The following is a 24,612-nucleotide window of genomic DNA, read 5'->3' as shown; positions in this document are numbered from 1 at the left end:
GTGGCTCCTTGGGTCTCGGAGGCGAGGGGTGGTTGGGCGACGGGGCGATGAGGGGATGAGCGGGGTCTGCGTTCGGAGGGTTCGACTGCGTATCCAGCTCCCTTGACATGGAAAGTTTGCTTGTCCAAAACGTCGATGTCAAGTGTCTTTGTCGTTTCTGTCGTTGCGCGGGCCGTTCGCGCTGTTAGGGTGGCGCCCGTGCACCTCAAGACGTTGACGATCAAGGGATTCAAGTCCTTCGCCTCGTCAACCACCCTTCGTCTGGAGCCCGGCATCACCGCCGTGGTCGGTCCCAACGGCTCCGGCAAGTCCAACGTCGTCGACGCCCTGACCTGGGTCATGGGAGAGCAGGGCGCCAAGAACCTGCGCGGCGGCTCCATGGCCGACGTCATCTTCGCCGGCGCCGGCTCCCGCCCGGCGCTCGGACGAGCCGAGGTCTCCTTGACCATCGACAACACCGACGGTGCCCTACCGATCGACTACACCGAGGTCACCATCTCGCGCACCCTGTTCCGCGGGGGCGGCTCGGAGTACCAGATCAACGGCACCCCCTGCCGTCTCCTCGACGTTCAAGAGCTCCTCAGTGACACGGGCCTGGGGCGCCAGATGCACGTCATCGTCGGGCAGGGCCAGCTCGACGCCGTCCTGAGCGCCACCCCCGACGACCGACGCGGCTTCATCGAGGAGGCCGCCGGGGTCCTCAAGCACCGCAAGCGTAAGGAGCGCGCCCTGCGCAAGCTCGAGTCCATGGCCGCCGACCTGGCGCGGGTCTCCGACCTCGCCCAGGAGCTGCGTCGCCAGCTCGGCCCCCTGGCCCGGCAGGCCGCCGTCGCCCGGCGCGCCCGGGCCATCCAGGTCGAGGTCCGTGACGCCACCGCCCGGCTGCTGGCCGACGACGTCGTCCAGGCCCAGTCCCTCCTGGAGGCCGGCGACGAGGACAAGGAGGCCCTGGCCAAGCGCCGCCGCTCAGTCGAGGAGGCCGAGCGCGTCGCCCGGGCACGCTTGAGTGAGCTGGCCGCTGTCGAGACCACCTCCGCCCAGCGCCTCGCCCGAGCCGGTGGCATCTGGGAGGAGCTCACCGGGGTGGCCCAGTCCCTCGGTGCGCTCGCGGACGTGGCCGGAGAACGGATCCGGCTCCTGGCCTCAGCGCCCACCGCGAGCCACGGCACCGACCCCGAGGAGCTCGAACGGCGGGCCGAGGCCGCTGGCCGGGAGGAGGCCGAGCTCCTCGACGCCGTCGAGACGGCCCGCACAACGCTCAGTGACGCCACTCGGGTGCGCACGGACGCGGAGACCGCTGAGAAGGCCGCCGACCAGGAGCTCTCGGCCTCGCAGCGCCGGGTCTCGGAGCGACGCGAGACGATCGCTCGCGCCGGTGGACGCGTCGCCTCCGCCCGCAGCCGTCACGAGGCCAGCCTGGCCGCCCTCGAGCAGGCCCGCAGCGCCCTTCAGGCCGCAGAGACGCGCGAGGAGCGTGCTCGAGACGCGCTGGCCGAGGCCGGGGGAGAGCGCGAGGATCAGGACGACGCAACGGCAGCCGCCGGGAAAGGAGCGGTGTCGGGGACGGCCGCTGAGGCCAGTGCGGCCGAGGCGGCGTCCCGGGCCGCTGCCGTCCATGAGGAGGCGACCCGCCGTCTGGCCGAGGCTCGCGAGGCCGTCTCCGCCGCCACCGACGCCCGCCGGGAGGCGGCCTCCGACCGGGCCACCTGGACTGCCAGACGTGACACCCTGGCCATGTCCCTGCGCAGCCAGGACGGGACGGCCGCACTGCTCCAGGCCGGGGTCGAGGGCCTCCTCGGTCCGCTGGCGGAGCACATCAGCGTCGAGCGCGGCTGGGAGAACGCCGTCGCCGCCCTCCTGGGGGTGCTCGCCGAGGCCGGGCTCGCCGTCGACGCCGGGGCGGCCCTGGCCGGGCTGGAGAGCGCTCGCGGCCAGGACGTGGGGGCCGTACGGCTGGTTCTGGCCAGTGAGCCGTCGATGGGCGTCGAGCATGACGCCGATGACGAGGCGGTGCCGGCCCCTGTCGACGGCGTGCTGGTGGCCCGCGAGCTCGTGAGTGTCACGCGGCAGGAGCACGGGAGCCTCAGGAGGGTCCTGGACGGGCTGCTCAAGGACTGCTGGGTCGTGGAGGATATCGAGACCGCTCGGGCCCTGCGTGCAACGCTGCCCGACGCCGTCGTGTCCACTCGCAGTGGCGACGTCCTGGCTCCCGGCTGGGTCGCCGGGGCGGGGCGTGGGTCCTCCTCGGTTCTCGAGCTCAGCGCCGCTCACGAGGAGGCCGAGGCCGAGGCCGCCGCCGCAGCACAGGCAGAGACCTCGGCCGACGCCGCGCTGGAGGAGGCGCGTCGCGGGGAGGAGGTCGCGCGCCAGGCTCTCAGTGAGGCGCTGACCGCCCTGCGTCAGGCCGACGCCGAGGCGGCCCGGGCCGCTGAGACCATGGCCCGCTTGGCTTCAGCGGTCCACGCCGCCACCGAGGAGACTGGCCGGGCCCGCCGGGTCCTGGATCGGGCTGAGGCGGAGTCCGTCCAGCGCACCGCTGAGCTCGCCGCCGCCACGGCCGCGCTGGCCGAGGTTGAGGGCGAGTCCGCCGACGGCGTGGATGCGGTGGGCGACGTAGGAGGTCATGGCCCCGACCATCTTGAGCGCGCGCTGGAGCGCGCCCGACAGGAGCGGGAGGGGGCGGCGGAGGCTGCGCGCGAGGCCCGCGGCGCCGAGACCGACGCCCGACTGGCGCTGCGCACGGCCGAGGAGCGCGAGCGCTCCAGCCGAGGGCGTGCCGACTCCCTGCGAGCTGCCGCGCGCCGTGAGCGGGAGCAGCGCGCCGCCGCCGAACGGGCTCAGCAGCGCCGCAGCGCCCAGCTCGCCGTCGCCACGCATGTGCGGGACCAGGCTCGCGCCGCCGCCGAGACGGCCAGAGCCTGCGTCCAGCAGGCGGCTGACGAGCGTGCCACCATCGAGGCCGAGCGGGCCGAGGCCCTGGCCGCAACCAATGAGGTTCGCGAGGAGATCGACCAGCTCACCAAGGAGCTCGGCAGCCTCACCGACGCCGCCCATCGAGAGGAAGTGGCCCGGGCGGAGCAGCGGATGCGCCTGGAGTCCCTGGCCGAGCGGGCCATGAGTGAGCTCGGCCTCGAGCTGGAACCCCTCGTTGAGGAGTACGGACCGCACATGCTCGTCCCCGAGGTCGTCGAGGAGCCCGATACCGTCCCCGGCGTGGACGCGGAACCGGCCGATGACCGGACCGGTGACCACACCCGGGCCAGGGCCCGACAGACGGGCCATCCCTACGTGCGTTCCGAGCAGGAGAAGCGCCTGGCCAAGGCCTCGCGCGACCTTGCCCGCCTCGGCAAGGTCAACCCGCTCGCCCTGGAGGAGCACGCCGCACTGGAACAGCGGCACCAGTTCCTGGCTGAGCAGCTCGCCGACCTCAAGCGCTCGCGAGACGACCTGCTCAGTATCGTCGAGGAGATCGATGCTCGGGTCCAGGAGGTCTTCGCCCAGGCCTACGAGGACACCGCTCGTCAGTTCGCCTCCGTCTTCGACCGGCTCTTCCCGGGTGGCGAGGGGCGCCTGGTGCTCACCGATCCCGACGACATGCTCACCACCGGCATCGAGATCGAGGCGCGCCCGGCGGGCAAGAAGGTCAAACGGCTCTCACTGCTCTCGGGTGGGGAGCGCTCACTGGCCGCCGTCGCCCTGCTGGTGGCGATCTTCAAAGCGCGCCCCTCGCCCTTCTACGTCATGGACGAGGTGGAGGCGGCCCTGGATGACACCAACCTGGGCCGGCTGCTGGAGATTTTTACCGAGCTGCGTCAGTCCAGTCAGCTCATCATCATCACCCACCAGAAGCGGACCATGGAGGTGGCCGACGCGCTCTACGGCATCACCATGCGTGACGGGATCACCAAGGCGGTGTCGCAGCGGCTGGCCCAGTCCGACCGTGGTACGGCTGTGACTCCTGATGCCTGAGTGAATCATGAGGGGAGTGTGGTAGCGGCCTTACAGTATGACACTCGTTTTCAGAGTCAAGCCATTGTTGTGTCAGGGAGTTATCAGGTTTTGTTGTCGATTGGACGACAAATGCGTGCGAAGTCTAGTCAGATCGCATTTCGCAAGGCAGAATCCTAGCCATGGGTGCCATGATTCTTCCTCTCGTCGTTGTGCTGGTTGCCGGCCTGCTTGTGCTCGGCATGGTCTGTGCTGAGCGCTTCCCGATCCGCTCCTGGCCCTCACGCATTCGCAGTCTGGTTCGCAATGCGCAGGAGGTGCGTCAGGAGGAGCAGGATGTCGAGGTTGAGGTCGTGCCTCAGGAGGCCCGCCTCTCCGACCTCATGACGCGTGAGGGTCCTGCGCCCTACGTGGGTACTGACTCCTTCGGCGGCCTGGTGGGCGTTTTCGAGAAGGCGATGGACGGTGCGGAGAGGACTCGGGGCTCCGTCGGCTCGCGGCGTCGCGGCCAGGTGCACGAGCCGGCGGCCAGCGGGCTGTCGCAGCCGCAGGGGTGAGCTTCTCCGGCCCGGTTCGTGAAAACTATGCCCTGCATTCATTTTCACGACTCATCGGGTCCGAGGTGGCAACCTCTGGATATAGTCCCGGCCCCGAGAGGTCGTCATCCCGGTATTGACTGCACCTACCTCTTGCGTCTTGATCATGCCCTGACGTGAACAGATAACGCCTTTGCGCGCATTGATATGGAGGGCCTCGGTCCTCTCCGCCTGCGGTACGCCAATCGGTGTGCCGCAGGTTTTCTATTGTCACGACTCGGCGTCGCATCACGTCGGTGATTCCCGTGAGGTCGTGCCGCTGAGAGATGGTCGGGGGAGAACAACCCTGCCGCAGCAGGTCCGCTATCGGGCATGATGGGCCTATGGAACCGATCCTCATCGTTCTCGGCATCATCCTGATCATCGTCGTCGGCGGAGGTCTGTGGCTCTATGCGGGCAGGCGGCGGGGCCAGGTCCCCGACGAGGTCAGCGCCCACAAGCCCATGTCCGTCGAGGACCTCCTGCCCTCTGAGGAGGACGAGGAGCCTGCGGGGGAGGGTGCTGCAGAGGCTGAAGCGAGCACGGCGCCGGCCGCGACGCTGGAGTCGCCCGAGTCCATCCCCGGTCGCATGCAGCGTCTGCGCGCCCGCCTGGCCGGTGCCGGCGGCTTCGGCAAGGCGGTCCTGTCCGTCCTGTCCCGCGGTGACCTGACCGAGGAGGACTGGGAGGAGATCGAGGACACCCTGCTCACCTCCGACCTCGGTATTGAGGTCACCACCTCCCTCATGGACGATCTGCGTACCCAGGCCAAGATCCTGGGAACCTCCGACCCCGAGGCCGTGCGCACCGTCCTGCGCGCCGAGCTGCTCAAGCTCGTCGACCCCAGCCTGGACCGCTCCCTCAACCTGGAGCGTCCCACTCCGGCCGACGGCGCCCAGGGAACGCCCGCGGCCGCCATCCTCATGGTGGGTGTCAACGGCACCGGCAAGACCACCACCTGCGGCAAGCTCGCCCGCGTCCTAGTGGCCCAGGACAAGACCGTCGTCTTGGGTGCGGCCGACACCTTCCGGGCCGCGGCCGCCGAGCAGCTGAGCACCTGGGGCGAGCGTGTGGGCGTCGACGTCGTGCGCTCCGAGAAGGAGGGTGCCGACCCCGCCTCCGTCGCCTACGACGCCGCTCGCCGGGCGGCCGACCAGGAGACGGACGTCGTCGTCGTCGATACCGCCGGGCGCCTGCAGAACAAGGCCGGCCTCATGGACGAGCTGGGCAAGATCAAGCGCGTCATGGAGAAGATCGCCCCGGTCGGAGAGATCCTCCTGGTCCTGGACGCCACCACAGGCCAGAACGGCATGCGCCAGGCCCAGGTCTTCTCCGAGGCCGTGGGCATCACCGGCATCGTGCTCACCAAGCTCGACGGCACTGCCAAGGGCGGCATCGTCGTCACGGTTCAGAAGGAGCTGGGCGTGCCCGTCAAGCTCGTGGGCCTGGGGGAGGGCGCCGACGACCTGGCCCCCTTCGACCCGGAGGGCTTCGTCGACGCGCTGCTGGGCTGAGCCGCCGGGCTGATGAGCCCGAGCGAACCACTGCACAACGTCCCCGGCACCCGCCTCGTCTCAGAGCGTGGGTGGCCGGGGGACGTTCGGGCCGGTCGAACGAGTCTTCCGTGCCCTCGTCTTAGCCAGTGCTACTCAATGATCCACCCCTTCTGGGCGGCGATGTGCACCGCTGCGGCGCGGGTGGGTGCACCGGTCTTGGCCATGGCCTGGGACAGGTGGTTACGGGTGGTTCCCTCCGAGAGATGGACCCGCCGGGCGACCTCGGAGACGGTGGCGCCGTCGGCGGCGGCCTGAAGCACCTCGGTCTCCCGGGCGGTCAGCGGGGAGTCCCCGAAGATGAGCGAGTCGGCAGCCAGCGCCGGGTCGACAACGCGCATCCCCGAATGGACCCGACGCACCGACTCGGCCAGCTCGGTGGCCGGAGCATCCTTGACGACGAAGCCGTGGGCCCCGGACTGGATGGCGCGCCGCAGGAATCCGGGGCGCCCGAAGGTCGTGACGATGAGGACCCTCGTGGCCGGCAGTCGCTCCAGGAGCCTCGCGGTCGCGCTCAGCCCGTCGGTGCCGGGCATGTCGACGTCCATGAGAACGACATCGGGCCGGTGCTCGAGTGCGACGGGTAGGACATCGTCCCCGTTTCCGACCTGGGCGACGACCTCGATATCGGTCTCCAGGGCGAGCAGTGCGGCCAGCGCCCCGCGCACCATGGCCTGGTCGTCGGCCAGCATCACTCGGATCATCGCTCAGCTCCGTTACTCAAGGTTCCTCAGGGCCGACGACATTGGTGCTCGCCGGAGTTCGGGGTGCGGGCGACCGGGTCACTCGGTCGCGTCGTGCGTCATACGGGAGGATAGACGGCGGGCGCGTACTCTCAGGACGGTGCCGCTGCCGCTGGAGGGGGCCTCGATGGTGAGGTCGGCGCCGTTGTCCTGACAGCGCTGGCGCAGCCCCTCCAACCCGTGACCGTCGCCGGTGCCGGTCGAGTCGAGTCCGATACCGTCGTCGGCCACCTCAATGGAGTCGGTGGTCAGCTTCACCTTGCAAAGTGAGGCGTGGGCATGGCGCACAATGTTGGTGACGCCCTCGCGCACCACCCAGGCGAAGAGCTCGCGCAGCTCAGGGTCGACGACCTCGACGGTCAGCGGAAGGTCGGCGCGGACACCGGCCGAGGTCAGGACGCTCGTGGCCCGGGCCAGCTCGCCCGCCAGGCTCAGCTCGCGGTAGCTGTTGACGGTGGCGCGCACGTCGGCCAGGGCGGAGCGTGCCAGGGACTGCACCTCGTCCAACTCCGTCCTGGTCTGATCGGGAGCGACGTCGACGAGTCGGGCGGCGAGCTCCGACTTCAGAGCGATGACCGTCAGCGAGTGCCCCAGGATGTCATGCATGTCCCGGGCCATGCGGTTGCGCTCCTCGTTGATCTCCAGCTCGTGAGTGCGCTGCTCCAGAATGCGGGCCACACGCCGCTGCTCCATGATGTAGCGCCCGAAGGTGCAAGCGCCGCCCGCGACGAGCAGAGCGATCCACGCGTCTTCGCTCGCGGACCAGGACGGAATCATCCTGGGAATGAGGAACAGGGTGCCAGTCAGGATCGCGATAGGCCCGATGGCCGCCTGCCAAGGCAGTGAGAAGGCCAGGACGACGGCCAGGAAGACCACCAGCTGCAGGCCCGGCGATCCCACGCCGAGGGCGGCCCCGCTCGCTGTGAGTGCGCCGATGATGATGAGCGACAGGCCCAGGCGGCTAGGCCAGGTCAGCCCTTGCCGGATCCGCCTCATACTGAGCGAGCAGGCGGTAAACAGGCATGCGCAGGAGACGATGGCACTGACTGTGCCCCAGATTCCTCCGTTGGACCCTCGTGCCACGCCGGCACGGACGACCGGAACCATGGAGGCGGCCCACACGATCCCCCAGCCGAACGCCACAACGCGGGTGCGGCGCGCCCGCGCCTCGGCCAGGGAGGAGGCGCGGGCTTTCATGACCCTGATGGTACTCACGAGCTCACACCCGGGCGGTGTCCCGGCTCATCCTCCAGGCGGCCCCACCCAGGAAGACGGCGAGCCAGGTCAGGACGTTGACCACCCACCACCAGGAGAAGGTCTCTGCGCCCATGGGCCACAGCGCCAGGTTGTGCAGCCCGTACATAGGGGTGAGGCTGCCGATGCGATCCATGGTGGAGCCCGGCGTTAACGGGATGAACATGCCCCCGAGGAAGGCGAGCAGGGCCATGAGCGGCCCGACCACCTGCATGGCGTTGTCCGAGGGAAGGAGGTAGCCGACGAACAGTCCGAAGGCGACGAAGACCAGGGAGCCCAGCCAGATGATGAGCGCCGAGGTGATCCAGGCGCTCACGGGCATGTGAGCGTGACGGTAGGGACCGCAGGCGTAGACGGCGCCGATGGCCAGGGCGCCGATGAGCATTCCGACGATCACCTTGACGGCGATGTAGGCGATGGGCTTCAGCGGCGTCAGGCGCAGCTGACGGCTCCAGCCCGAGGCCCGCTCGGTGCTCACGGCCGCCCCGGCCCCGGTGGTGGTCATGAGTGCGCCATACAGGGCCATGCCGATCATCATGTTCGCCACGACGTTGCCGTTGCCGTAGGGCGTTGAGGAGTAGTCAGTGGTGGTGAACATGAGGAAGAAGGCCACTGGCAGCAGGACGGAGAAGATCATGGCCCGGCGGTTGCGCAGGCGCCGGCGTGCCTCGAGTGACAGCAGGGTCAGGCTCAATCCGCCCAGGGGCGGTGCTGCGCGGGAGGAGAGATCGAGGCGGTCGACTGCTGACAAGGCGGAGGAGGACTCAGATGAAGAAGACATTGCGGTTCCGGTGGAAAGCGTGGGAGAAAGGGTGTCGGTGCTGCTGGTGCGTTTCATGCTGACGCTCCCAGAGTGGGAGCTGCGGCGCCGTCGCTGGTCAGGGCCACGAAGGCGTCCTCCAGGCCGTGGCTGGTGATCTCCAGGTCCTTGGCCAGGTGATCGTTGAGAAGGAGTGCGGCAACGGCGTCGGTGTCGGTCGAGCTCAGAGTGAGTGCGCTGCCCAGGACCTCGATGTCGTGGACCCGGCCACGGGCCTGCAGATCGGTCAGGGCGCTGCGTAGCTGCTCGGCTGTGCAGGTCAGGGTGGCTCGCAGGCTGCGGCCGCTCACAGAGGTGCGGATCTCGGCCGCGGTGCCGTCGGCGATGATGCGCCCATGACGCATCAGGATGATCCGATCGGCGAAGGCGTCGGCCTCCTCAAGGTAGTGCGTGGCGAAGATGATCGTGCGTCCGTGCGCGGCGTCAGCGTGGATGGCCTCCCAGAAGCCGCGGCGTCCCTCGACGTCCATGCCGGTGGTCGGCTCATCGAGGATGAGCAGAGCCGGGTCGCTCACCAGTGCCATGGCGAAGCGCAGGCGCTGCTGCTGGCCTCCTGAGCACTTCTTGACGATGCGTGAGGCGAAGTCGATGACCCCCGCGCGCCGCATGGCCTCCTCGGTATCGATCCGGTGGGAGAAGAGGCTCGCCGTCAGCTCCACCGTCTCGCGCACAGTGATGTCGGGGAGGAGCCCGGCGGTCTGCATGACTGCGGCGATCAGACCTCGGTTGACCGCTTGGCGCGGGCTCATTCCAAAGGTGCTCACCTCTCCGCCGGTGGGGCGACTGAGTCCCAGGATCATGTCAATCGTCGTCGTCTTGCCGGCGCCGTTGGGCCCCAGGAGGGCGACGACCTCGCCTGGGCGGATGGTCAGGTCGATTCCGTCGACGGCGATGACGTCTCCGAAGGACTTGTGCAGGGCGGTCAGCCTGACGGCGTCTGCGGGCTCTGCCGCGGGAGTCGTCATGGGAACCTCCCGGAGTGAGGGCTCCTGGGCGGACCGGGTCGTTGTTGTGCTCATGGCTCAAGACTCGTCCCACGTCGGCTGCGGTCCATGGCTCATCGGTCACTACTTGCTCATGACATATCTCAGGGGTAGCCAGATGGTGAAATACCGCAGGATGTCGGGAGAAAACCCGCGTTCGGAGTGGGAGAGGGCGTCAGGGGGAGCCGGGGCCCAGAGGTGTGACGTGGCGGAGGCTGCCGGCTGGTGAGTGTGGGCTCAGTCCCGGTCCGGGCGCGGGGGAGAGGGCGGGCCCCGCTTGCCGCTATCCTGGGGCACAGTCGAGGTGATCGCCATGGACCACGGACATGGACGTTCCACCCTCATCCGCCCACAGTCTCCCGACCAACGCGCCCGACGGCGCCAGGAAGGACCATCGCGTGTTCGGCAACCTCTCCGATCGCATCACCGCCTCCTTCAACCAGCTGCGCGGCAAAGGTCGTCTCACCGAGGCCGACGTCAACGCCACGGTCACCGAGATCCGCCGCGCCCTCCTGGAGGCCGACGTCGCCCTGCCCGTGGTGCGCGCCTTCACCTCCGCGGTGCGGGAGAAGGCGGTCGACGCCGCCCGCTCCCAGGCCCTCAACCCGGGCCAGCAGGTCGTCAAGATCGTCAACGAGGAACTCATCGAGGTCCTGGGCGGCGAGACCCGGGAGATCAACTGGGCCGACCGCGGCCCCACGATCATCATGCTCGCCGGTCTCCAGGGCGCCGGTAAGACCACCCTGGCCGGGAAGCTCGGCCGCTGGCTGCGCGACCAGGGCAAGCGCGTCCTGCTGGTGGCCTCCGACCTCCAGCGCCCCAACGCCGTCACGCAGCTGAGCGTCGTCGCCGAGCGCGCCGGGGTGCACGTGTGGGCGCCCGAGCCCGGTAACGGCGTGGGTGACCCGGTGGCCGTGGCCCGTTCCGGCGTCGAGCAGGCACGCACTAACGGTTACGACGTCGTCGTCGTGGACACCGCCGGCCGCCTGGGCGTGGACGCTGAGATGATGGACCAGGCGATCCGCATCCGTGACGCCGTCGTCCCCCACGAGATCCTCTTCGTCCTGGACGCCATGGTCGGTCAGGACGCCGTCAACACCTCGGTCGCATTCCGCGACGGCGTCGGCTTCACCGGCGTGGTCCTCTCCAAGCTCGACGGCGACGCCCGCGGCGGTGCGGCCCTGTCCGTGCGCGGCGTCACCGGTGCCCCGGTCCTGTTCTCCTCCACTGGCGAGGGCCTGACCGACTTCGAGCGCTTCCACGCCGACCGCATGGCCTCGCGCATCCTGGACATGGGTGACCTGCTCACCCTCATTGAGCAGGCCGAGCGGACCCTGGACCGCCAGGAGGCCGAGGACGCCGCCGCCAAGCTCGCCAAGGGCACCTTCACCCTCGACGACTTCCTGGGCCAGCTGCGCCAGATCCGCAAGATGGGCTCCATGAAGAAGCTCCTGGGCATGATGCCCGGCATGGGGCAGATGCGTGAGGCCCTGGAGAACTTCGACGAGCGCGAGGTCGACCGCATCGAGGCGATCGTGTGCTCCATGACTCCGGCCGAGCGCAAGGACCTGTCCATCCTCAACGGCTCGCGCCGCAGCCGCATCGCCAAGGGATCGGGCACCACCGTCCAGGCCGTCAATGAGCTCGTGGACCGCTTCGAGCAGGCCAAGAAGATGATGGAGGCCATGGCCTCCGGCGGAGGCATGGGCGGACTCGGTGAGGGCGGTCCCATGCCCGGCATGGGGTCGCTGCCTGGCATGGGCAAGCACTCCAAGGCCCGTCAGGCCCCCAAGGCCAAACGCGGCAAGGGCGGTAAGAAGGGCCGCAGCGGCAACCCCGCCAAGGCCGCCCGCCAGGCCAAGGAGGCTGCAGCCGCTAAGCAGGCCAAGATCGAGGCCGGTCAGGGCGGCGCACCAGCAGCCGGCTCCTCCTTCGGACTCGGCGGCGGCCAGGCCGGCGCCTCCGGCTACGGGATCATGCCCCAGGCCCAGCAGCAGGCTCAGGCCGGTGCGCAGCCCTCGGGCGACGACGTCGCCGATGCCATGGGCGCCCTGCCCGAGGACCTGCGCCGCCACCTCGGGCTGTAGGCTCAACGGCCCGCGGCGCCTGGGAGCCGAGCTGCGGGCTCGGACGTCATCGGGTCGGCCGGAGGTGGTCAGTCATCAGGAGACAGGGCAGTCGCACCCTCGATGACGGTGCCCTGGTGGAATACCGCCTGCCAGATCGAGTCCCGGCGACGGTAGAGCGTGGATCTGCGGGTGACGCGACTCGGCGTACGTAAGGTGTAGAGGACCTGGACGACGTCGTCGGCAAGGATGCGGGACTCAGCCTCCTCGATTCTGTATCCATCGGCGAGGGAGTCCGCATGCGTTCCCTCCAAGCGTCCCAGGACGATCTCCTTGACCTCGCTGCGGCTGTAACGTCGTCCCGAGGCGCCGACCTCGTCGAAGTCCTCCGCGATCTGCTCATCGAAGGAGCCGGCGTCCCAGATCAGCTCCGGGTGGTGGAAGATCGGTTCTCGTCGGATCAGTTCATGCCGCTGTGATGAGCTCTCCATCCCTTACCTCTCGTCGTGACGTCGACGGCTTGGACGTGACTGGGCTAAAGCCAGCCGTTGGTCTCGGCGGTGCGGGCCGCCTCGGTGCGGTTGCGGGCGTGGGTCTTGGCGATCGCCGAGGACAGGTAGTTGCGCACCGTGCCCTCGCCCAGGCGCAGTCGCGTCGCGATCTCTCGGGCATCCGCGCCCGTGGCTGCAGCCTGCAGAACCTCCTTCTCCCGCTCGGTCAGCGGGTTCGGCCCGAGCAGTACCGACTCCTGGGCGAGCTCGGGGTCGATGACCCGCAGACCCGCATGAACCTTACGGATCGCCTCAGCCAGCGCCTCGGGCGGGGTGTCCTTGACGATGAAACCCGCCGCCCCTGCCTCCATGCCCCGTGAGAGGTAGCCCGGGCGACCGAAGGTCGTCACGATGAGGCACCTGCACGATGCTCCAGAGGCGACGACCTCCGCGGTGGCTGCCAGTCCGTCGCGCCCCGGCATGTCGATATCCATCAGGGCCACATCCACGGCGTGCTGGCGTACCGCGTCCAGGACCTCGTCGCCCCGCCCCACCTGGGCCACCACCTCCAGATCGCTCTCCAGTCCCAGAAGCGTCGCCAGCGCTCCACGCACGAGGGCCTGGTCATCGGCGATGAGCACGCGGATCGGGCTCACGGCAGCCTCACCTCCAGTCTGGTTCCGCCGGACGGCACGTCAGCGGAGTCTCTCTCGACGGCGCTGGATGAGTCAGTGCGACGGGTGATCGGACTGGTCATGGTGAGGGAACCGCCCTCCTGCTCAATGCGGGAGCGCAGGCCCTCCAGCCCGTTGCCGGGTTTGTCACCGGCCAGGCCGACGCCGTCGTCGCTCACCCGCAGCATCCCTGGTGCCAGGTGCACGGTGACGTTGGTGGCGCGCGCGTGCCGGACGACGTTCGTGGTGGCCTCGCGCAGGGCCCAGGCCAGAAGTGCCCGCTGACGCTCAGGAATGTCCTGGGCGCTACCGATCATCTCCACATCGATCTGGGCGGCGCTCAGGGCGGTACGCGTGGCCTCCACCTGGTTGGCCAGGTCCGGGGACCGCAGGCGCGTCACCGTGGAGCGCACGTCGGCAAGGGCCCCGCGGGCCAGGGTGATGACCTCGTCGAGCTCCCGGGAGGCGGCGGCCGGGTCACGCTCGATGAGCCGGCGGGCGACCTCGGCCTTGAGAGTGAGGACCGTCAGGGAGTGCCCCAGGATGTCGTGGACATCGCGCCCCACTGCCTCTCGCTGCGAGATGAGGGCGAGCTCGCGCTCGGCGGATGTTCTGCGCTCCTGGAGCTCCACCGCGATGCGGGCGATGATGATGGTCAGTCCCGATAATGCAGCGCCCAGCACCATCCAGCGCGACTCCGGATGCGTGTTCCACGCCAGAGAGACAGCCGTCAAGAGAGCGACCGCGGTGATGACGGTTGGGATTCCCCGACGCAGCGTTGTGGAGAACAGGACCAATGAGCAGAAGAAGGGGAAGAAGTAGGCGGTCCACCAGCCCAGAGCCGGCAGTGCCAGCGCGCTGAAGAGAATCAGGGCCGCCAGCTTGCCCAGAAGGACGCGAATCGGGAGATCAGGCAGAGGATCCCCCGCCCGTACCGCGCGGGTGTCCTGTGTGGAGAAGGCCCAGACGTAGGCGACGATGAACCCCATGACTCCGGCGATTCCCAGCAGGCGCTGCCACGGGGCGAAGGAGCCGAGGAGAAGATGGACGAGGGGGATGACCAGGAGGAACACCCACACCGTGGCGTCCCAGACGATATGACGGCGATAGCGGTGCCAGGAGCGGGAACGGGGTCCTTCCTTCTGTGATGCCGAGGTCTCCACGGCAGCATCATTGTGAGAGGGTTGTGATGTCGTCATCGTTGTCGTCACCGAGCTCATTGGCGCCTGGTCGCCCGGCGTCGGGCCCCGATCACGAGTAGCCCGAAGATGAGTGTCCACGTCACCAGGTTAGCCAACGGCATCCACAGCGGGTCCTGGATACCCGCCGGTCGATCCGGTACGTAGATCCATCCCTCGCCCAGCGGCCACCGGGCCAGCGCCGTCGACCCGTACATCGGGGTGAAGCGGCTGATCGTCAGCAGCGTGTGGTTCAGCGGCATGAAGGTGTTGCCGATGAAGGCGAACAAGGAGACCAAGGAGGTCGCGATACCGATCGATGCCGAGGACGGCAGCCACATCCCGGCGGCCAGCCCCCACAGGACGAAGGGCAGGACCCCGATCAGGCAGATGAGGGGACTGGCGGCCCAGACCCAGCCCTCCGTCTGCGAGTCCGTCAGTGCCCCGGCGGTGAGGACCACGATGACCGGAAGAGCCGCTGTTCCCACTGCGGTTCCGGTCTTGACCACCAGGTAGCCACGCAGACCGCCACCGGTGACGGCCATCTGCCGGCCCCAGCCCGCAGACTGCTCGACAGCGGCCGTCGCCGAGGCGCTGGTGGCACCCAGGCAGGCACTGAAGGAGGCCATGGCGAGCATTACCGAGGCCGAGACGTTGCCGTGGGCGTGCGGACCGTAGTCCCCAGCGGACGCGTTCAACCGACCGAAGACGAGGTACATCGCCAGAGGGAAGGCGACAACGAAGAAGAGGTTGGCCGGCTCGCGCAGGCTCCGGAAGAGGTCGAGCCAGAGGTAGGTCAGGAGAGGGCGTGCGGGCCTGAGCCCTCCCGGACGAAGTGATCGATCTGTGAGCCCGCCCGCGTCGGGATCGACAGGGGAGTCGGATACTGGGGAGTCAGAGGATGTCTGGGACGTCGCGGTCATGATGCGGCCTCAATGCATGTGGTGATGGTGGTCAGGGTGATGGGTGTGGGCTAAGGCGCCGACGGGGCTGCGCCGTCAGAGCCGTCGGAGGTCAGAGCGGTGAAGACCTCGTTGAGGCTCGCGGCGCCGATGCCCAGGTGCTCGGCGGGGGTGGTACTCAGCAGCCAGCGGGCGACGGCGTCGGAGTCCGTCGTGCGCAGCTCCACGTGCTCACCGTGGACGACCGCGTGCAGGATGCTGCTGGCCGCGGGACAGTCGGCCAGGTGCTGACCCAAAGATTCCTCGGAGATCCCGGGCCAGGTGGCGGTGACCAGGGCGCCATCGCCCAGGGCTCGGATCTCATCGACGCTGCCGTCGGCGACCAGGCGGCCACGGGCGATGATGACGATGCGGTCGGCGAAGGAGGCCGCCTCCTCCAGGTAGTGGGTGGCGAACAGGACGGTGCGGCCGTGGCGGGTCTGGGTGCGCATCGTCTCCCAGAAGGCGATCCGGGCGCTGACATCCATTCCGGCGGTGGGCTCGTCCATGACGAGAAGGTCGGGGTCTGGCAGCAGAGCAAGGGCCAGGCGCAGGCGCTGGCGCTCGCCTCCCGAGCAGCGGCTCACTCTGCGGGTGAGGACCTGGCCAAGATGCGCCTGGTTGACGACGTCGTCGAGCCTGGAAGCGCGCGAGACGCCGTCGCAGTGCCGGGGCTGCATCGAGGCCACGACCCGCAGGGTCTCCCCGACGGTGAAGTCGTCCAGGAGACCGCCGTCCTGGAAGATGACACCAACGCGACCTGCCTGGACCGCCTGGTTGGGAGAGGTCCCCAGAAGCTCGATCGTCCCTGCGTCGGGCCGGGTCAGTCCCAGGATCATGTCGAGGGTGGTGGACTTGCCAGCGCCATTGGGGCCCAGGAAGGCGACCACCTCTCCGGGCCGGATGGTCAGGTCGAGGTTGTCGACGGCGACGAGGCTGCCGAAGAGCTTGCGCAGGCCACGGGAGTCAATCGCGGGGGCTGGAGCTGTGCGCCCGACCTGAGGGCAGGATCCCGGGGAGTGAGTGACGGGGGCTGTGGTGGTTCGGGTCATGGCCCCAGGCTCCCGCCGGCCCGCGGCTCCCGGTACTGAGCGCTGTCACCGCAGCCGCATGACAGGTGTCATACGGCAACGGCTCGACTTGATGCGGCTGTTATTGGTGATCGGGAGAATATCCCACCAGAGTGGTTCCCTCGGCGGCAATGATAAGGTCTCCTCGCGGTGCGATCGCGATCCTGCGTTCGGTCACCCTTCCTTGGGCGATGTCGACGATGCAGGCCGTGCTCTGTTTGGTACGGGATCGTGTTTTCATGATGACAAAACGGCCGTCAGGACTAACGGTCCAGTTGTTCTGCACGTACCCATCGGTAAGTCTCGAGAAATTACAGTGTGAATCGCCAGGAAGAGATACTGGCTTGCCGTTGAATCGGCATCCGCCGTCTTGCGTGCACACCAGAGATGTGTTCGCCCAGGAGATGTCTTCCGACTCATAAGCGCGGCGGAGCTCGCTAATCTTAGGGGTGCCGGAGCCTCCCTCTAACAGTGCTGCTTTTGCCGAGGAGCGAGCGGTCGGGGTGGAAAACGATCCTGTTGGGGTGCCATCGGGGGTGAGGGTTGCGTTGTCCTTCCATGATCTAATACGGATCCACCCATCGGCTGCAGCAATAAACTCAGGGTGATCTGATGATGACTGTGAGTTGTGGGGTGTTCCGTCGGTCAGTGATACGAAATGAGTGGTGTTGTCGATAGGCATTTTAATGTATCCACTGCTTGTGTCGCCGACATGTTGAATCTCCCACGAGTGGACCAACCTTCCTGCGTACGCCTGGGACCAGCGTTGGGTCGGGGTCCCGTCGTTCATATCCCATGCGGAGCACGTGATTGGTTCCGGTGAGCAAGCCACGATGAGCTCGCTGGTGATATAAACTGGAGTGGCCGTCTTGTCCCAGCCTGTGTCTGTCGCTGCGCCTGTCTCAAGGTCAATGAATTGGCGAGAGTAAATGAGCGAGGTGCTGTTGATTCCCGCTGGAGTGCGTGTTGAGGGTGGTACTTCTATGGTCAGTATCGGTTGGCCGTTAATAAGCTTGTAAATGCGCGCCGAGGTGGTCCTGTCGATATCGTTCTCGTAGATAACGATGTGGCTCCCGTTCGATAAAAGCTCCACCTCTCATTCGAGTCCCACGGTGCCTTCATGCCGGTCTCAATGCGCCACTGCTCCGGCCAGGAGTCGTTCGTTACTTGTGGTGTGGCTGTGGCCGCCGAGGGAGCGCTGCTTGCTTGAGACGAGTCTGTGGGAGAGGGGCGCGTCGCAGCGTTCTCGCTGGGATGGTCGTTGGGGGTGCACTCGGGTCTGCAAGGTCTTGGAGGTGGGCGACGGTGCCTATGCCTATCACAAGCGCGACGACCAGGATGAAGATCCCAAGAGAAGGGGGTGCAGGCTGTCGCAATGACTGGAAGGAATGGCGCGTTGGAAAACTTTCTCTGGAGCGTGGCGGCCGGATCGATGTTGGGGCGCCGGGAGGGCGGATGCTCCGAGAAGGCGGTTTCATGACCGTATTGTCATCCATGGCGTGTGGCGTGCGAAGCGGTTGAGTTCCCCATCGAACCCGCTGGTTGTCTGTTGCCTGTGGGCGATCTCGCACCGAGTGGTGGGGCGGTGCCCCGGCTCGGACTGGCGACGCCGTCGGACGCTCTGGCAGAATGTCCGGCTGTACTCGATTGGACGTCGGTCCCTCTCCCGGCCCCGGTCGCGTCTCGGCTCACGCCGGAAACCGTTGCTTGACCCCACCGGGGACCAGCGCGCGCCAAACCATCCAGAACCAGGAGTTCAACCAAGTGGCAGTCAAGATTCGCCTCAAGCGCATGGGTAAGAAGTTTGCCCCCTTCTACCGGGTCGTCGTCCTCGACTCCCGCAAGAAGCGCGATGGTCGTGTCATCGAGGAGATCGGTGTCTACGACCCGATGCAGGAGCCCTCGCTCATCCGCATCGACTCCGAGCGTGTCCAGTACTGGCTCGGTGTGGGCGCCCAGCCCTCCGACGCCGTCTACAAGTTGATCAAGATCACCGGCGACTATCACCAGTTCAAGGGCCTCAAGGGTGTCGAGAGCACCCTCAAGGTCAAGGACGCCGACGCCGCGACGGTCGCCAAGGAGGCTGCGGTCAAGGCCGCTGCCGACGACGCCGAGAAGCGCAAGGCAGCCGCCGCCAAGGCCAAGGCCGAGCAGGAGGCCGCTGCGGCGGCCGAGGCTGCTGAGGCCACTGAGGCCGAGGCTGAGGAGACCGCCGAGGCCGCCGCTGAGGAGGCCTGAGATGCTGGCCGACGCCCTCGAGCACCTCGTACGGGGCATTGTCGACAATCCCGACGACGTCACCGTCACCTCTCGGTCGCTGCGCCGCGGCGACCTGCTGGAGGTGCGGGTCAACCCCGAGGACCTCGGCCGAGTCATCGGCCGCTCGGGCCGTACTGCTCGAGCGCTGCGCACAGTGGTGGGAGCGCTGGCGGACTCGTCAGTGCGCGTCGACGTCGTCGACACCGACCGTCGCTGAACGCAGGGTCTTCAGGTCGGCACAGCTGACCGTGTCGGTCTCGGCAGGTCTGACCGATCGACACGAGTGCCCGGTTCCCATGAGGGGGCCGGGCACCGTCGCCTTTCGGCGGCTGATCTGCGTCCTTAAGCCCCGGCTGATCTGTCCGGTCGGCCGAGCAGGTAGGAGACAGACCTGGGCGGGGGCGTTCAACCTCACGCCATCGGTGCTCCACCTCATCCCTGTGGCCGATGGGAACGTCAGCCGGGGCGCGGTAGGTTGGCGTCAGACATCCAGATCCCTTGCCAACCGTTCCACGTCCCGATCCCAGGAGGACAGGTGCTGCTCACCCTCGCCGTCATCGGTCCCGCCCATGCCCTCAAGGGCGAGGTGCGTCTCGAGATCCGTACCGATGACCCCGAGGGGCGCCTCGCGCCCGGAACCACTGTCCCCACCGAACCGGTCCAGGCCGGGCCCCTCACGGTCAGTCGTCTACGCTTCGACGGTTCGCGCTGGTTCGCCGCCTTCGAGCAGGCGCGCGACCGTACAGCCGCCGAGGCCCTGCGGGGAGTCCGGCTCCTGGTCGAGACCGACGACGCCTCCGACGACGCCATGAGCTCGGAGGAGGATGATGAGTCCTGGTACCGCCACGAGCTCGTCGGGCTGCGAGCGCTCAGCGTCTCCGGCGAGTTGCTGGGAGAGGTCACGGACCTGGAGCCAGGCGTTGCCCAGGACCGACTCGTGGTCACCACCCCCGAGGGCGATGACGTGGCCGTTCCCTTCGTCGCCGCGCTCGTGCCGGCCATCGACCCGGAGACCGGCACCGTGACCCTGGACCCGCCCGGTGGGCTGTTCCCCGGACTCGGTGAGGTGGAGGAGGCCCGGTGAGGATCGACGTCGTCACCATCTTCCCCGACTACCTCAAGGTTCTGGACCTCTCCCTCATCGGGAGGGCTGCCGACCGAGGCGACCTCGACCTACGCGTCCACGACCTGCGCGACCACGCCCATGATCGTCACCGCACCGTCGACGACACTCCCCTGGGCGGCGGCGCTGGCATGGTGATGAAGCCCGACGTGTGGGGCGAGGCCCTCGATGACGTGTTCGCCGGGGATGCCGCCACCGCCGGTCGTCAGGTCCTCATCATCCCCACCCCCTCGGGTGAGGTCTTCAGCCAGCGCACCGCCGAGGACCTGGCCGGTGCCGACTCCCTGGTCTTCGCCTGCGGCCGCTACGAGGGCATCGACGCGCGCGTTCCCGAGCACTACGCCTCTCGCGGTGTCGAGGTGCGTGAGCTGAGCATCGGCGACTACGTCCTCAACGGGGGAGAGGTCGCCGCCGTCGTCATGATCGAGGCGATCGCCCGCCTCCTGCCCGGTGTCCTGGGCAACCCCCAGTCACTGGTCGAGGAGTCCCACGGAGCCGCGGGCCTGTTGGAGTACCCCGTCCACACCCGCCCCACCCGGTGGCGCGACCTGGACGTGGACCCCGTCCTGCTGTCCGGCGACCACGCCCGCATCGCCCGCAGTCGGCGGGACCAGGCCATTGCCAGAACCGTCAGTCGTCGCCCCGACATGATCACGCGCCTGGACGCCGCGCTCCTGGACCACGAGGACCGTGCCACCTTGGCGGCCCTGGGATGGGCGACGCCGGTCGGGGCGGCTCATCCGGTGCCGGTGCGCATCCGGCCCGCCACCGCGCGCGACGCCGAGGCGCTGGCAGACCTGGCCGCCCGCACCTTCCCCGATGCCTGCGAGCATGTCATCGCCCCCGAGTCCATCACCCGGCACATCGCCACGAACCTGGTTCCCGAGCTGTTCTCCACCTGGGCCGGCGACGAGCGCGTCGACCTCGTCGTCGCCGAGCTGCTTGCGCCGTTGCCCGGCATACGAACATCCGGTGAGACGGAGACCACCGAGACGTCAGGAGGTCCCAACCTGGTGGGCTACGCCGCCGTACTGCGGGAGGAGCACGACGCAGCAGGTGAACCTCCCCCCGGGATCGATCCTCGTCCTGCCTGTGTCCGGGCTCGTCCGGGACAGGTCGTCGGTGAGCTGTCCAAGGTCTACGTCGACTCCGCCATGCGAGGCTCGGGACTCACCCCGGCGCTCATCAGCGCCGTGACACGGCAGGCCGCCGCCCGCGGGGCGAGCCTGCTCTGGCTCGGCACCCACATCACCAACAAGCGCGCCCAGAAGGCCTACAAGCGGGCCGGCTTCCGCCAGGTCGGGACTCGCACCTACAACGTCGGAGGCCAGGATGCTCACGACGTCGTCATGACCCGGCGGACAGGAGAAGGCCTATGAGCAGTCACAACGATCAGAATCTTCAGGACACGGCCGACAGTGCCGGTGACCCTGTCACCCAGGCCGGCTCCCAGCGCCCGAGTGACGGTGAAAGCAAGGGAAACGGCCGGGGCGACAGAGCCGCTCGAGGGGACAACGGTGGAGCGGCAGAGTCCGCCTCTGTGGGTAGGCGGATCGCCTACCGCCTCAAGCAGTGGGGCATCACCTTGTCCTACCTGGTGGTCGCCGTGGTGATCATCGCCCTCATCCGCACCTTCGTCATCCAGAGCTTCACCATCCCGTCGGGATCCATGGAGGACACCCTCAACGAGGGCGACCGCGTCACTGTGACCATGTACGACTCCAACACCGTGGAGCGAGGCGACGTCGTCGTCTTCACCGATCCTGATCACTGGCTGATGACGCAGGAGCCCACGGGTCTGCAGGGCGTGGCCCAGGACTTCCTCGTCGCGATCCGCATCTTCCCCCAGAACGCCGGTCACCACCTCATCAAACGCGTTATCGGCATGCCCGGAGACCACATCGTCGCCGACGGGAACGGGTCCCTGAGCGTCAACGGCGTCGAGCTCCACGAGGACTACCTCAAGCCCGGGCGATCGGCCTCAGACCTCGCCTTCGACGTCACCGTGCCGGAGGGCTACATCTGGGTCATGGGTGACAACCGATCCAACTCCTCGGACTCCCGCTACCACCAGAACGACGCCCACCACGGCTTCGTGCCCATGGGTAACGTGGTCGGCGTCGCCAAGCACGTCGTGTGGCCCTACTCCCACTGGTCCGGCCTGAGTTCTGGCCGCCAGGTCTTCTCTCAGGTTCCCCAACCGATATCCACTCCGACGGCGCTCCCCACCGATCCGGCCGAGCCGGCACCGGCAAGTACGCTGGCGGGCTCCGGCGGATGACCGATAGACATGCTCCGGAACGTGAGGAACGCGTGAACTCAGGCACGACTGGGGTAGCACGCTCGTCCGGTACGCGAGCCTGTGGCAAACTGAGCGGGCACCTGGGTCCTGCGGCTCCTCTGCCACTGGGGAGGAAGTCGCTTCGAAGGAGCTCAGGGGCGTCCACCTCCGGCGCTGCCCCGAACGGCGCGGCGCCGCCGAACCAGCACTCCTGACCAGTGGCACGGGTGTGGAGAGAAACATGAACCTGATCGACGAGATCAACGCCGCATCACTGCGCGACGACATCCCCTCCTTCCGTCCCGGGGACACCCTCAAGGTCCACGTCAAGGTCGTTGAGGGATCCCGTACCCGCGTCCAGGTCTTCCAGGGCGTAGTCATCGCGCGCCAGGGCGGCGGCGTCTCGGAGACCTTCACCATCCGTAAGGTCTCCTTCGGCGTCGGCGTCGAGCGCACCTTCCCCGTCCACACGCCCTCCATCGAGAAGATCGAGGTCGTCACCCGCGGTCAGGTGCGTCGCGCCAAGCTGTACTACCTGCGCGACCTGCGCGGTAAGGCCGCCAAGATCAAGGAGCGTCGCGAGGACTGAGCGCCCGCGCTCTCAAGACGGCGCCCGGAGCCTACGGGCTCCGGGCGCTCGTCATCTCTGACCGCCGTATGGCGGCGAATAACGTACATCGCGTACATCGACTGACAGGGAAGGAGCACGGTGAGACCGGCGCAGGATGAGGCCGACGACGTCGGACTGGACCTGAAACAGGCCGATCCCTCGCAGATCGGCCGGGCCTCCAGGTCCGCCATCACCCCTTCCTGCAGCGCCCCGTCCGCAGACTCTCCCCAGGAGGGCGGTGAGTCTGCGGAACCGGAGGACGCGCCCTCGAAGCCGGAACTGTTCGATGACAGCGAGGAGTGGGACTACGACCCGTTCATCGATCCCGATGCCGACCCCGAACCCGACGACGAGCCCGTGGATCTGCCTCCCTCGATCCAGCCTCGTCGGCACGTGGCCCCCGCCATCCCTCCGCCTGAGACCAGCTCCCTGGGGCAGCGGCTGACGCGGGCGCTGCTCGTCCTAGCAGTCATCCTCCTGGTCCCCGCCCTGTTCAAGGCCTTCGTCGTCCAGACCTACGAGATCCCCTCGGGGTCCATGGAACGCACCCTGCGTGACGGGGACAAGGTTGCGGTCACGATGTTCGACTCCGACCGCATCGACCGGGGCGACGTCGTCGTCTTCACCGACCCCGACGACTGGCTCCATGTCGAGGAGCCGACGGGACTGCGTGGCGCCATCCAGAAGGTCATGGTCTCCGTGAGCCTCCTGCCCGAGCACACCGGTCACCACCTCGTTAAACGGGTGATCGGTGTGGGAGGCGACCACGTGGTCGCCGACGGGAAGGGAACGCTGAGCGTCAACGGCGTCATGATCAAGGAGCCCTACGTCAAGGACGGCCAGTCCCCGTCCCTGACGTCCTTCGACGTCACGGTTCCCCAGGGATACGTATGGGTCATGGGGGACAACCGCGGCAACTCGGCCGACTCGCGCTACCACCGCGATGATGCCCACGGTGGTTTCGTGCCCCTGAAGAATGTCGTCGGGGTGGCCAAGGTGGTCTACCAGTGGACGAACCCGAGCCGGTGGGGGTGGCTGCAGGGCGGGGAGCAGGCCTTCTCACAGGTACCGGCTCAGGACACCTCTGCGCCCTCCTCATCCTCCTCCCGGACCAGCCCCGCGTCAGACGACGGTCGGACGGCGTCTGAGGAGACGACGCCCTCCGACCCCGAGGTCGAGGACGGCACGGTCCCGGACGACTCGCAGGGCGACACCGGTGAGGCGACGAACGGCTCCGAGCACACCGGACCGGGCCGGATCGACTCGGAATCGGGGACAGATCTGGAACGGACGTGGTGAGCCCCCGGTCCCGGCCCCGTCCCGACCGGTGCCTGGAGAAGGATCTGCTCCAGGCCCATGAGTACGTCGGCGGACTGGACGAGGTCGGTCGTGGAGCGCTCGCCGGGCCGGTCAGCGTAGGACTGGCGATCGTAGGACGCTGCACCGACGACGACTTCCCCGAAGGACTGGCCGACTCCAAGCAGCTGACGGCCCGTGCGCGCACAGGCCTGGTCGACCCCGTGCGCGACTGGCTGGTGGACTCCGCCGTTGCCCACGCCTCGCCCGCCGAAATCGATGAGCACGGCATCGTCGGCGCCCTGCGGTTGGCGGGTCTGCGAGCCCTGCAGCGCGTTGCCGAGCGCGGTCACGCCCCTGGCGTCATCATCCTCGACGGCGTCGCCGACTGGCTCACTGTCCCCCAGCCGGACCTGCTCACCGCCCTGGAAGCACGGCCGGCATCGACGGCACCCGGTCCCGCCGCGGATTCTCCTACGCCGCCGGTGCGTATGGAGGTCAAGGCCGACGCCCGCTACGCCGTCGTCGCCGCAGCCAGTGTCCTGGCCAAGGTCGAGCGAGACTCGCTCATGATCGACCTCGCCGATCCCGGTTACGGATGGGCCTCTAACAAGGGCTACGCCTCACCGGCCCACATCAAGGGCCTGGCCGACCTGGGGGCCAGCGACCAGCACAGGCGCAGCTGGCACCTGCCAGGACTGGACCAGCATCACGGCTGACGCCTCGGGCCGACATGGCCGGGGCAGG

General features: G+C 68.1%; 22 protein-coding genes. 12 read left to right on the top strand and 10 right to left on the bottom strand.

Annotated features, from left to right (window positions below; genetic code table 11):
- The first annotated feature begins 198 nt into the window (after positions 1 to 198).
- The 3 genes from smc (at position 199) to ftsY (ending at position 6,037) form a co-directional block, all read left to right on the top strand.
- The gene (smc, locus tag BKH33_RS12440) at positions 199 to 3,969 is read left to right on the top strand and encodes a chromosome segregation protein SMC (protein ID WP_076142779.1); all 3,771 of its coding nucleotides are present in this window, start codon (positions 199 to 201) and stop codon (positions 3,967 to 3,969) included.
- Positions 3,970 to 4,130: 161 nt separating this feature from the next.
- Positions 4,131 to 4,505 carry a hypothetical protein gene (locus BKH33_RS12435; RefSeq protein ID WP_003781507.1) on the top strand — a complete coding sequence of 125 codons (375 nt, stop codon included), beginning with the start codon at positions 4,131 to 4,133 and terminating at the stop codon, positions 4,503 to 4,505.
- A gap of 362 nt (positions 4,506 to 4,867) precedes the next feature.
- Positions 4,868 to 6,037 carry a signal recognition particle-docking protein FtsY gene (ftsY, locus tag BKH33_RS12430; RefSeq protein WP_003781525.1) on the top strand — a complete coding sequence of 390 codons (1,170 nt, stop codon included), beginning with the start codon at positions 4,868 to 4,870 and terminating at the stop codon, positions 6,035 to 6,037.
- A 131-nt stretch (positions 6,038 to 6,168) separates the two neighbouring features.
- Here ftsY and BKH33_RS12425 read toward each other — a convergent pair whose 3' ends face one another.
- The 4 genes from BKH33_RS12425 to BKH33_RS12410 all read right to left on the bottom strand — a co-directional run bounded on the left by BKH33_RS12425 (position 6,169) and on the right by BKH33_RS12410 (position 9,912).
- Complete coding sequence (locus tag BKH33_RS12425) at positions 6,169 to 6,780, bottom strand: response regulator transcription factor (RefSeq protein ID WP_003781497.1); 612 nt, start codon at positions 6,778 to 6,780, stop codon at positions 6,169 to 6,171.
- Positions 6,781 to 6,858: 78 nt separating this feature from the next.
- Complete coding sequence (locus tag BKH33_RS12420; RefSeq protein WP_003781532.1) at positions 6,859 to 8,016, bottom strand: sensor histidine kinase; 1,158 nt, start codon at positions 8,014 to 8,016, stop codon at positions 6,859 to 6,861.
- Positions 8,017 to 8,038: 22 nt separating this feature from the next.
- Positions 8,039 to 8,767, bottom strand: coding sequence for an ABC transporter permease (locus BKH33_RS12415; RefSeq protein WP_081391560.1), 729 nt, complete (start codon positions 8,765 to 8,767; stop codon positions 8,039 to 8,041).
- 140 nt (positions 8,768 to 8,907) lie between these two features.
- The gene (locus BKH33_RS12410) at positions 8,908 to 9,912 is read right to left on the bottom strand and encodes an ABC transporter ATP-binding protein (protein WP_043538973.1); all 1,005 of its coding nucleotides are present in this window, start codon (positions 9,910 to 9,912) and stop codon (positions 8,908 to 8,910) included.
- Between the two features lie 362 nt (positions 9,913 to 10,274).
- Between BKH33_RS12410 and ffh the strand changes: the two genes are divergently transcribed.
- Positions 10,275 to 11,963, top strand: coding sequence for a signal recognition particle protein (gene ffh, locus BKH33_RS12400; RefSeq protein WP_003781494.1), 1,689 nt, complete (start codon positions 10,275 to 10,277; stop codon positions 11,961 to 11,963).
- 68 nt (positions 11,964 to 12,031) lie between these two features.
- Here ffh and BKH33_RS12395 read toward each other — a convergent pair whose 3' ends face one another.
- From BKH33_RS12395 to BKH33_RS13760, 6 genes are all read right to left on the bottom strand, one after another.
- The gene (locus BKH33_RS12395; protein WP_003781523.1) at positions 12,032 to 12,433 is read right to left on the bottom strand and encodes a nuclear transport factor 2 family protein; all 402 of its coding nucleotides are present in this window, start codon (positions 12,431 to 12,433) and stop codon (positions 12,032 to 12,034) included.
- A gap of 44 nt (positions 12,434 to 12,477) precedes the next feature.
- Positions 12,478 to 13,089, bottom strand: coding sequence for a response regulator transcription factor (locus tag BKH33_RS12390; RefSeq protein WP_003781477.1), 612 nt, complete (start codon positions 13,087 to 13,089; stop codon positions 12,478 to 12,480).
- Entirely contained in the window at positions 13,086 to 14,180 is a 1,095-nt protein-coding gene (locus BKH33_RS12385; protein ID WP_076142782.1) for a sensor histidine kinase, read from the bottom strand. Before BKH33_RS12385 ends, BKH33_RS12390 begins: the two co-directional genes overlap by 4 nt.
- 143 nt (positions 14,181 to 14,323) lie before the next feature.
- Complete coding sequence (locus BKH33_RS12380; RefSeq protein ID WP_003781534.1) at positions 14,324 to 15,208, bottom strand: hypothetical protein; 885 nt, start codon at positions 15,206 to 15,208, stop codon at positions 14,324 to 14,326.
- Positions 15,209 to 15,258: 50 nt separating this feature from the next.
- Positions 15,259 to 16,278 (bottom strand): ABC transporter ATP-binding protein, encoded by a 1,020-nt coding sequence (locus BKH33_RS12375; protein ID WP_003781475.1) that lies wholly within the window; start codon positions 16,276 to 16,278, stop codon positions 15,259 to 15,261.
- A gap of 100 nt (positions 16,279 to 16,378) precedes the next feature.
- Positions 16,379 to 16,978: a hypothetical protein gene (locus tag BKH33_RS13760; RefSeq protein ID WP_143228577.1), complete on the bottom strand. Its 600-nt coding sequence runs from the start codon at positions 16,976 to 16,978 to the stop codon at positions 16,379 to 16,381.
- 1,082 nt (positions 16,979 to 18,060) lie between these two features.
- On the opposite strand from BKH33_RS13760, the gene rpsP reads away from it, so the two are divergent.
- The 8 genes from rpsP (at position 18,061) to BKH33_RS12330 (ending at position 24,584) form a co-directional block, all read left to right on the top strand.
- Positions 18,061 to 18,534 carry a 30S ribosomal protein S16 gene (rpsP, locus tag BKH33_RS12365; protein WP_003781530.1) on the top strand — a complete coding sequence of 158 codons (474 nt, stop codon included), beginning with the start codon at positions 18,061 to 18,063 and terminating at the stop codon, positions 18,532 to 18,534.
- A 1-nt stretch (position 18,535) separates the two neighbouring features.
- Complete coding sequence (locus BKH33_RS12360; protein ID WP_003781480.1) at positions 18,536 to 18,772, top strand: RNA-binding protein; 237 nt, start codon at positions 18,536 to 18,538, stop codon at positions 18,770 to 18,772.
- Positions 18,773 to 19,090: 318 nt separating this feature from the next.
- Entirely contained in the window at positions 19,091 to 19,639 is a 549-nt protein-coding gene (gene rimM / locus BKH33_RS12355; RefSeq protein ID WP_003781528.1) for a ribosome maturation factor RimM, read from the top strand.
- The gene (gene trmD / locus BKH33_RS12350; RefSeq protein WP_003781498.1) at positions 19,636 to 21,057 is read left to right on the top strand and encodes a tRNA (guanosine(37)-N1)-methyltransferase TrmD; all 1,422 of its coding nucleotides are present in this window, start codon (positions 19,636 to 19,638) and stop codon (positions 21,055 to 21,057) included. The genes rimM and trmD overlap by 4 nt, the downstream gene beginning before the upstream one ends.
- A complete protein-coding gene (gene lepB, locus BKH33_RS12345) occupies positions 21,054 to 21,959 on the top strand; it encodes a signal peptidase I (RefSeq protein WP_003781484.1) in 906 nt (301 codons plus the stop codon). The genes trmD and lepB (BKH33_RS12345) overlap by 4 nt, the downstream gene beginning before the upstream one ends.
- Before the next feature lie 241 nt (positions 21,960 to 22,200).
- Positions 22,201 to 22,548, top strand: coding sequence for a 50S ribosomal protein L19 (gene rplS / locus BKH33_RS12340; RefSeq protein WP_003781493.1), 348 nt, complete (start codon positions 22,201 to 22,203; stop codon positions 22,546 to 22,548).
- Between the two features lie 120 nt (positions 22,549 to 22,668).
- Positions 22,669 to 23,868: a signal peptidase I gene (lepB, locus tag BKH33_RS12335; RefSeq protein ID WP_003781510.1), complete on the top strand. Its 1,200-nt coding sequence runs from the start codon at positions 22,669 to 22,671 to the stop codon at positions 23,866 to 23,868.
- Positions 23,865 to 24,584 (top strand): ribonuclease HII, encoded by a 720-nt coding sequence (locus BKH33_RS12330; RefSeq protein ID WP_003781479.1) that lies wholly within the window; start codon positions 23,865 to 23,867, stop codon positions 24,582 to 24,584. Before lepB (BKH33_RS12335) ends, BKH33_RS12330 begins: the two co-directional genes overlap by 4 nt.
- Positions 24,585 to 24,612: the final 28 nt, after the last annotated feature.

This window comes from Actinomyces naeslundii (assembly GCF_001956585.1).
Taxonomy (GTDB): domain Bacteria; phylum Actinomycetota; class Actinomycetes; order Actinomycetales; family Actinomycetaceae; genus Actinomyces; species Actinomyces naeslundii.
This window is presented reverse-complemented; position numbering and strand designations above follow the sequence as displayed.

Coding starts and splice junctions, on each gene's coding strand:
- BKH33_RS12435 (WP_003781507.1), top strand. CDS start 4,131: ATGGGTGCCATGATTCTTCCTCTCGTCGTTGTGCTGGTTGCCGGCCTG.
- ftsY (WP_003781525.1), top strand. CDS start 4,868: ATGGAACCGATCCTCATCGTTCTCGGCATCATCCTGATCATCGTCGTC.
- BKH33_RS12425 (WP_003781497.1), bottom strand. CDS start 6,780: ATGATCCGAGTGATGCTGGCCGACGACCAGGCCATGGTGCGCGGGGCG.
- BKH33_RS12420 (WP_003781532.1), bottom strand. CDS start 8,016: ATGAAAGCCCGCGCCTCCTCCCTGGCCGAGGCGCGGGCGCGCCGCACC.
- BKH33_RS12410 (WP_043538973.1), bottom strand. CDS start 9,912: ATGAGCACAACAACGACCCGGTCCGCCCAGGAGCCCTCACTCCGGGAG.
- BKH33_RS12395 (WP_003781523.1), bottom strand. CDS start 12,433: ATGGAGAGCTCATCACAGCGGCATGAACTGATCCGACGAGAACCGATC.
- BKH33_RS12380 (WP_003781534.1), bottom strand. CDS start 15,208: ATGACCGCGACGTCCCAGACATCCTCTGACTCCCCAGTATCCGACTCC.
- BKH33_RS12375 (WP_003781475.1), bottom strand. CDS start 16,278: ATGACCCGAACCACCACAGCCCCCGTCACTCACTCCCCGGGATCCTGC.
- BKH33_RS13760 (WP_143228577.1), bottom strand. CDS start 16,978: ATGCCTATCGACAACACCACTCATTTCGTATCACTGACCGACGGAACA.
- BKH33_RS12360 (WP_003781480.1), top strand. CDS start 18,536: ATGCTGGCCGACGCCCTCGAGCACCTCGTACGGGGCATTGTCGACAAT.
- lepB (WP_003781484.1), top strand. CDS start 21,054: ATGAGCAGTCACAACGATCAGAATCTTCAGGACACGGCCGACAGTGCC.
- rplS (WP_003781493.1), top strand. CDS start 22,201: ATGAACCTGATCGACGAGATCAACGCCGCATCACTGCGCGACGACATC.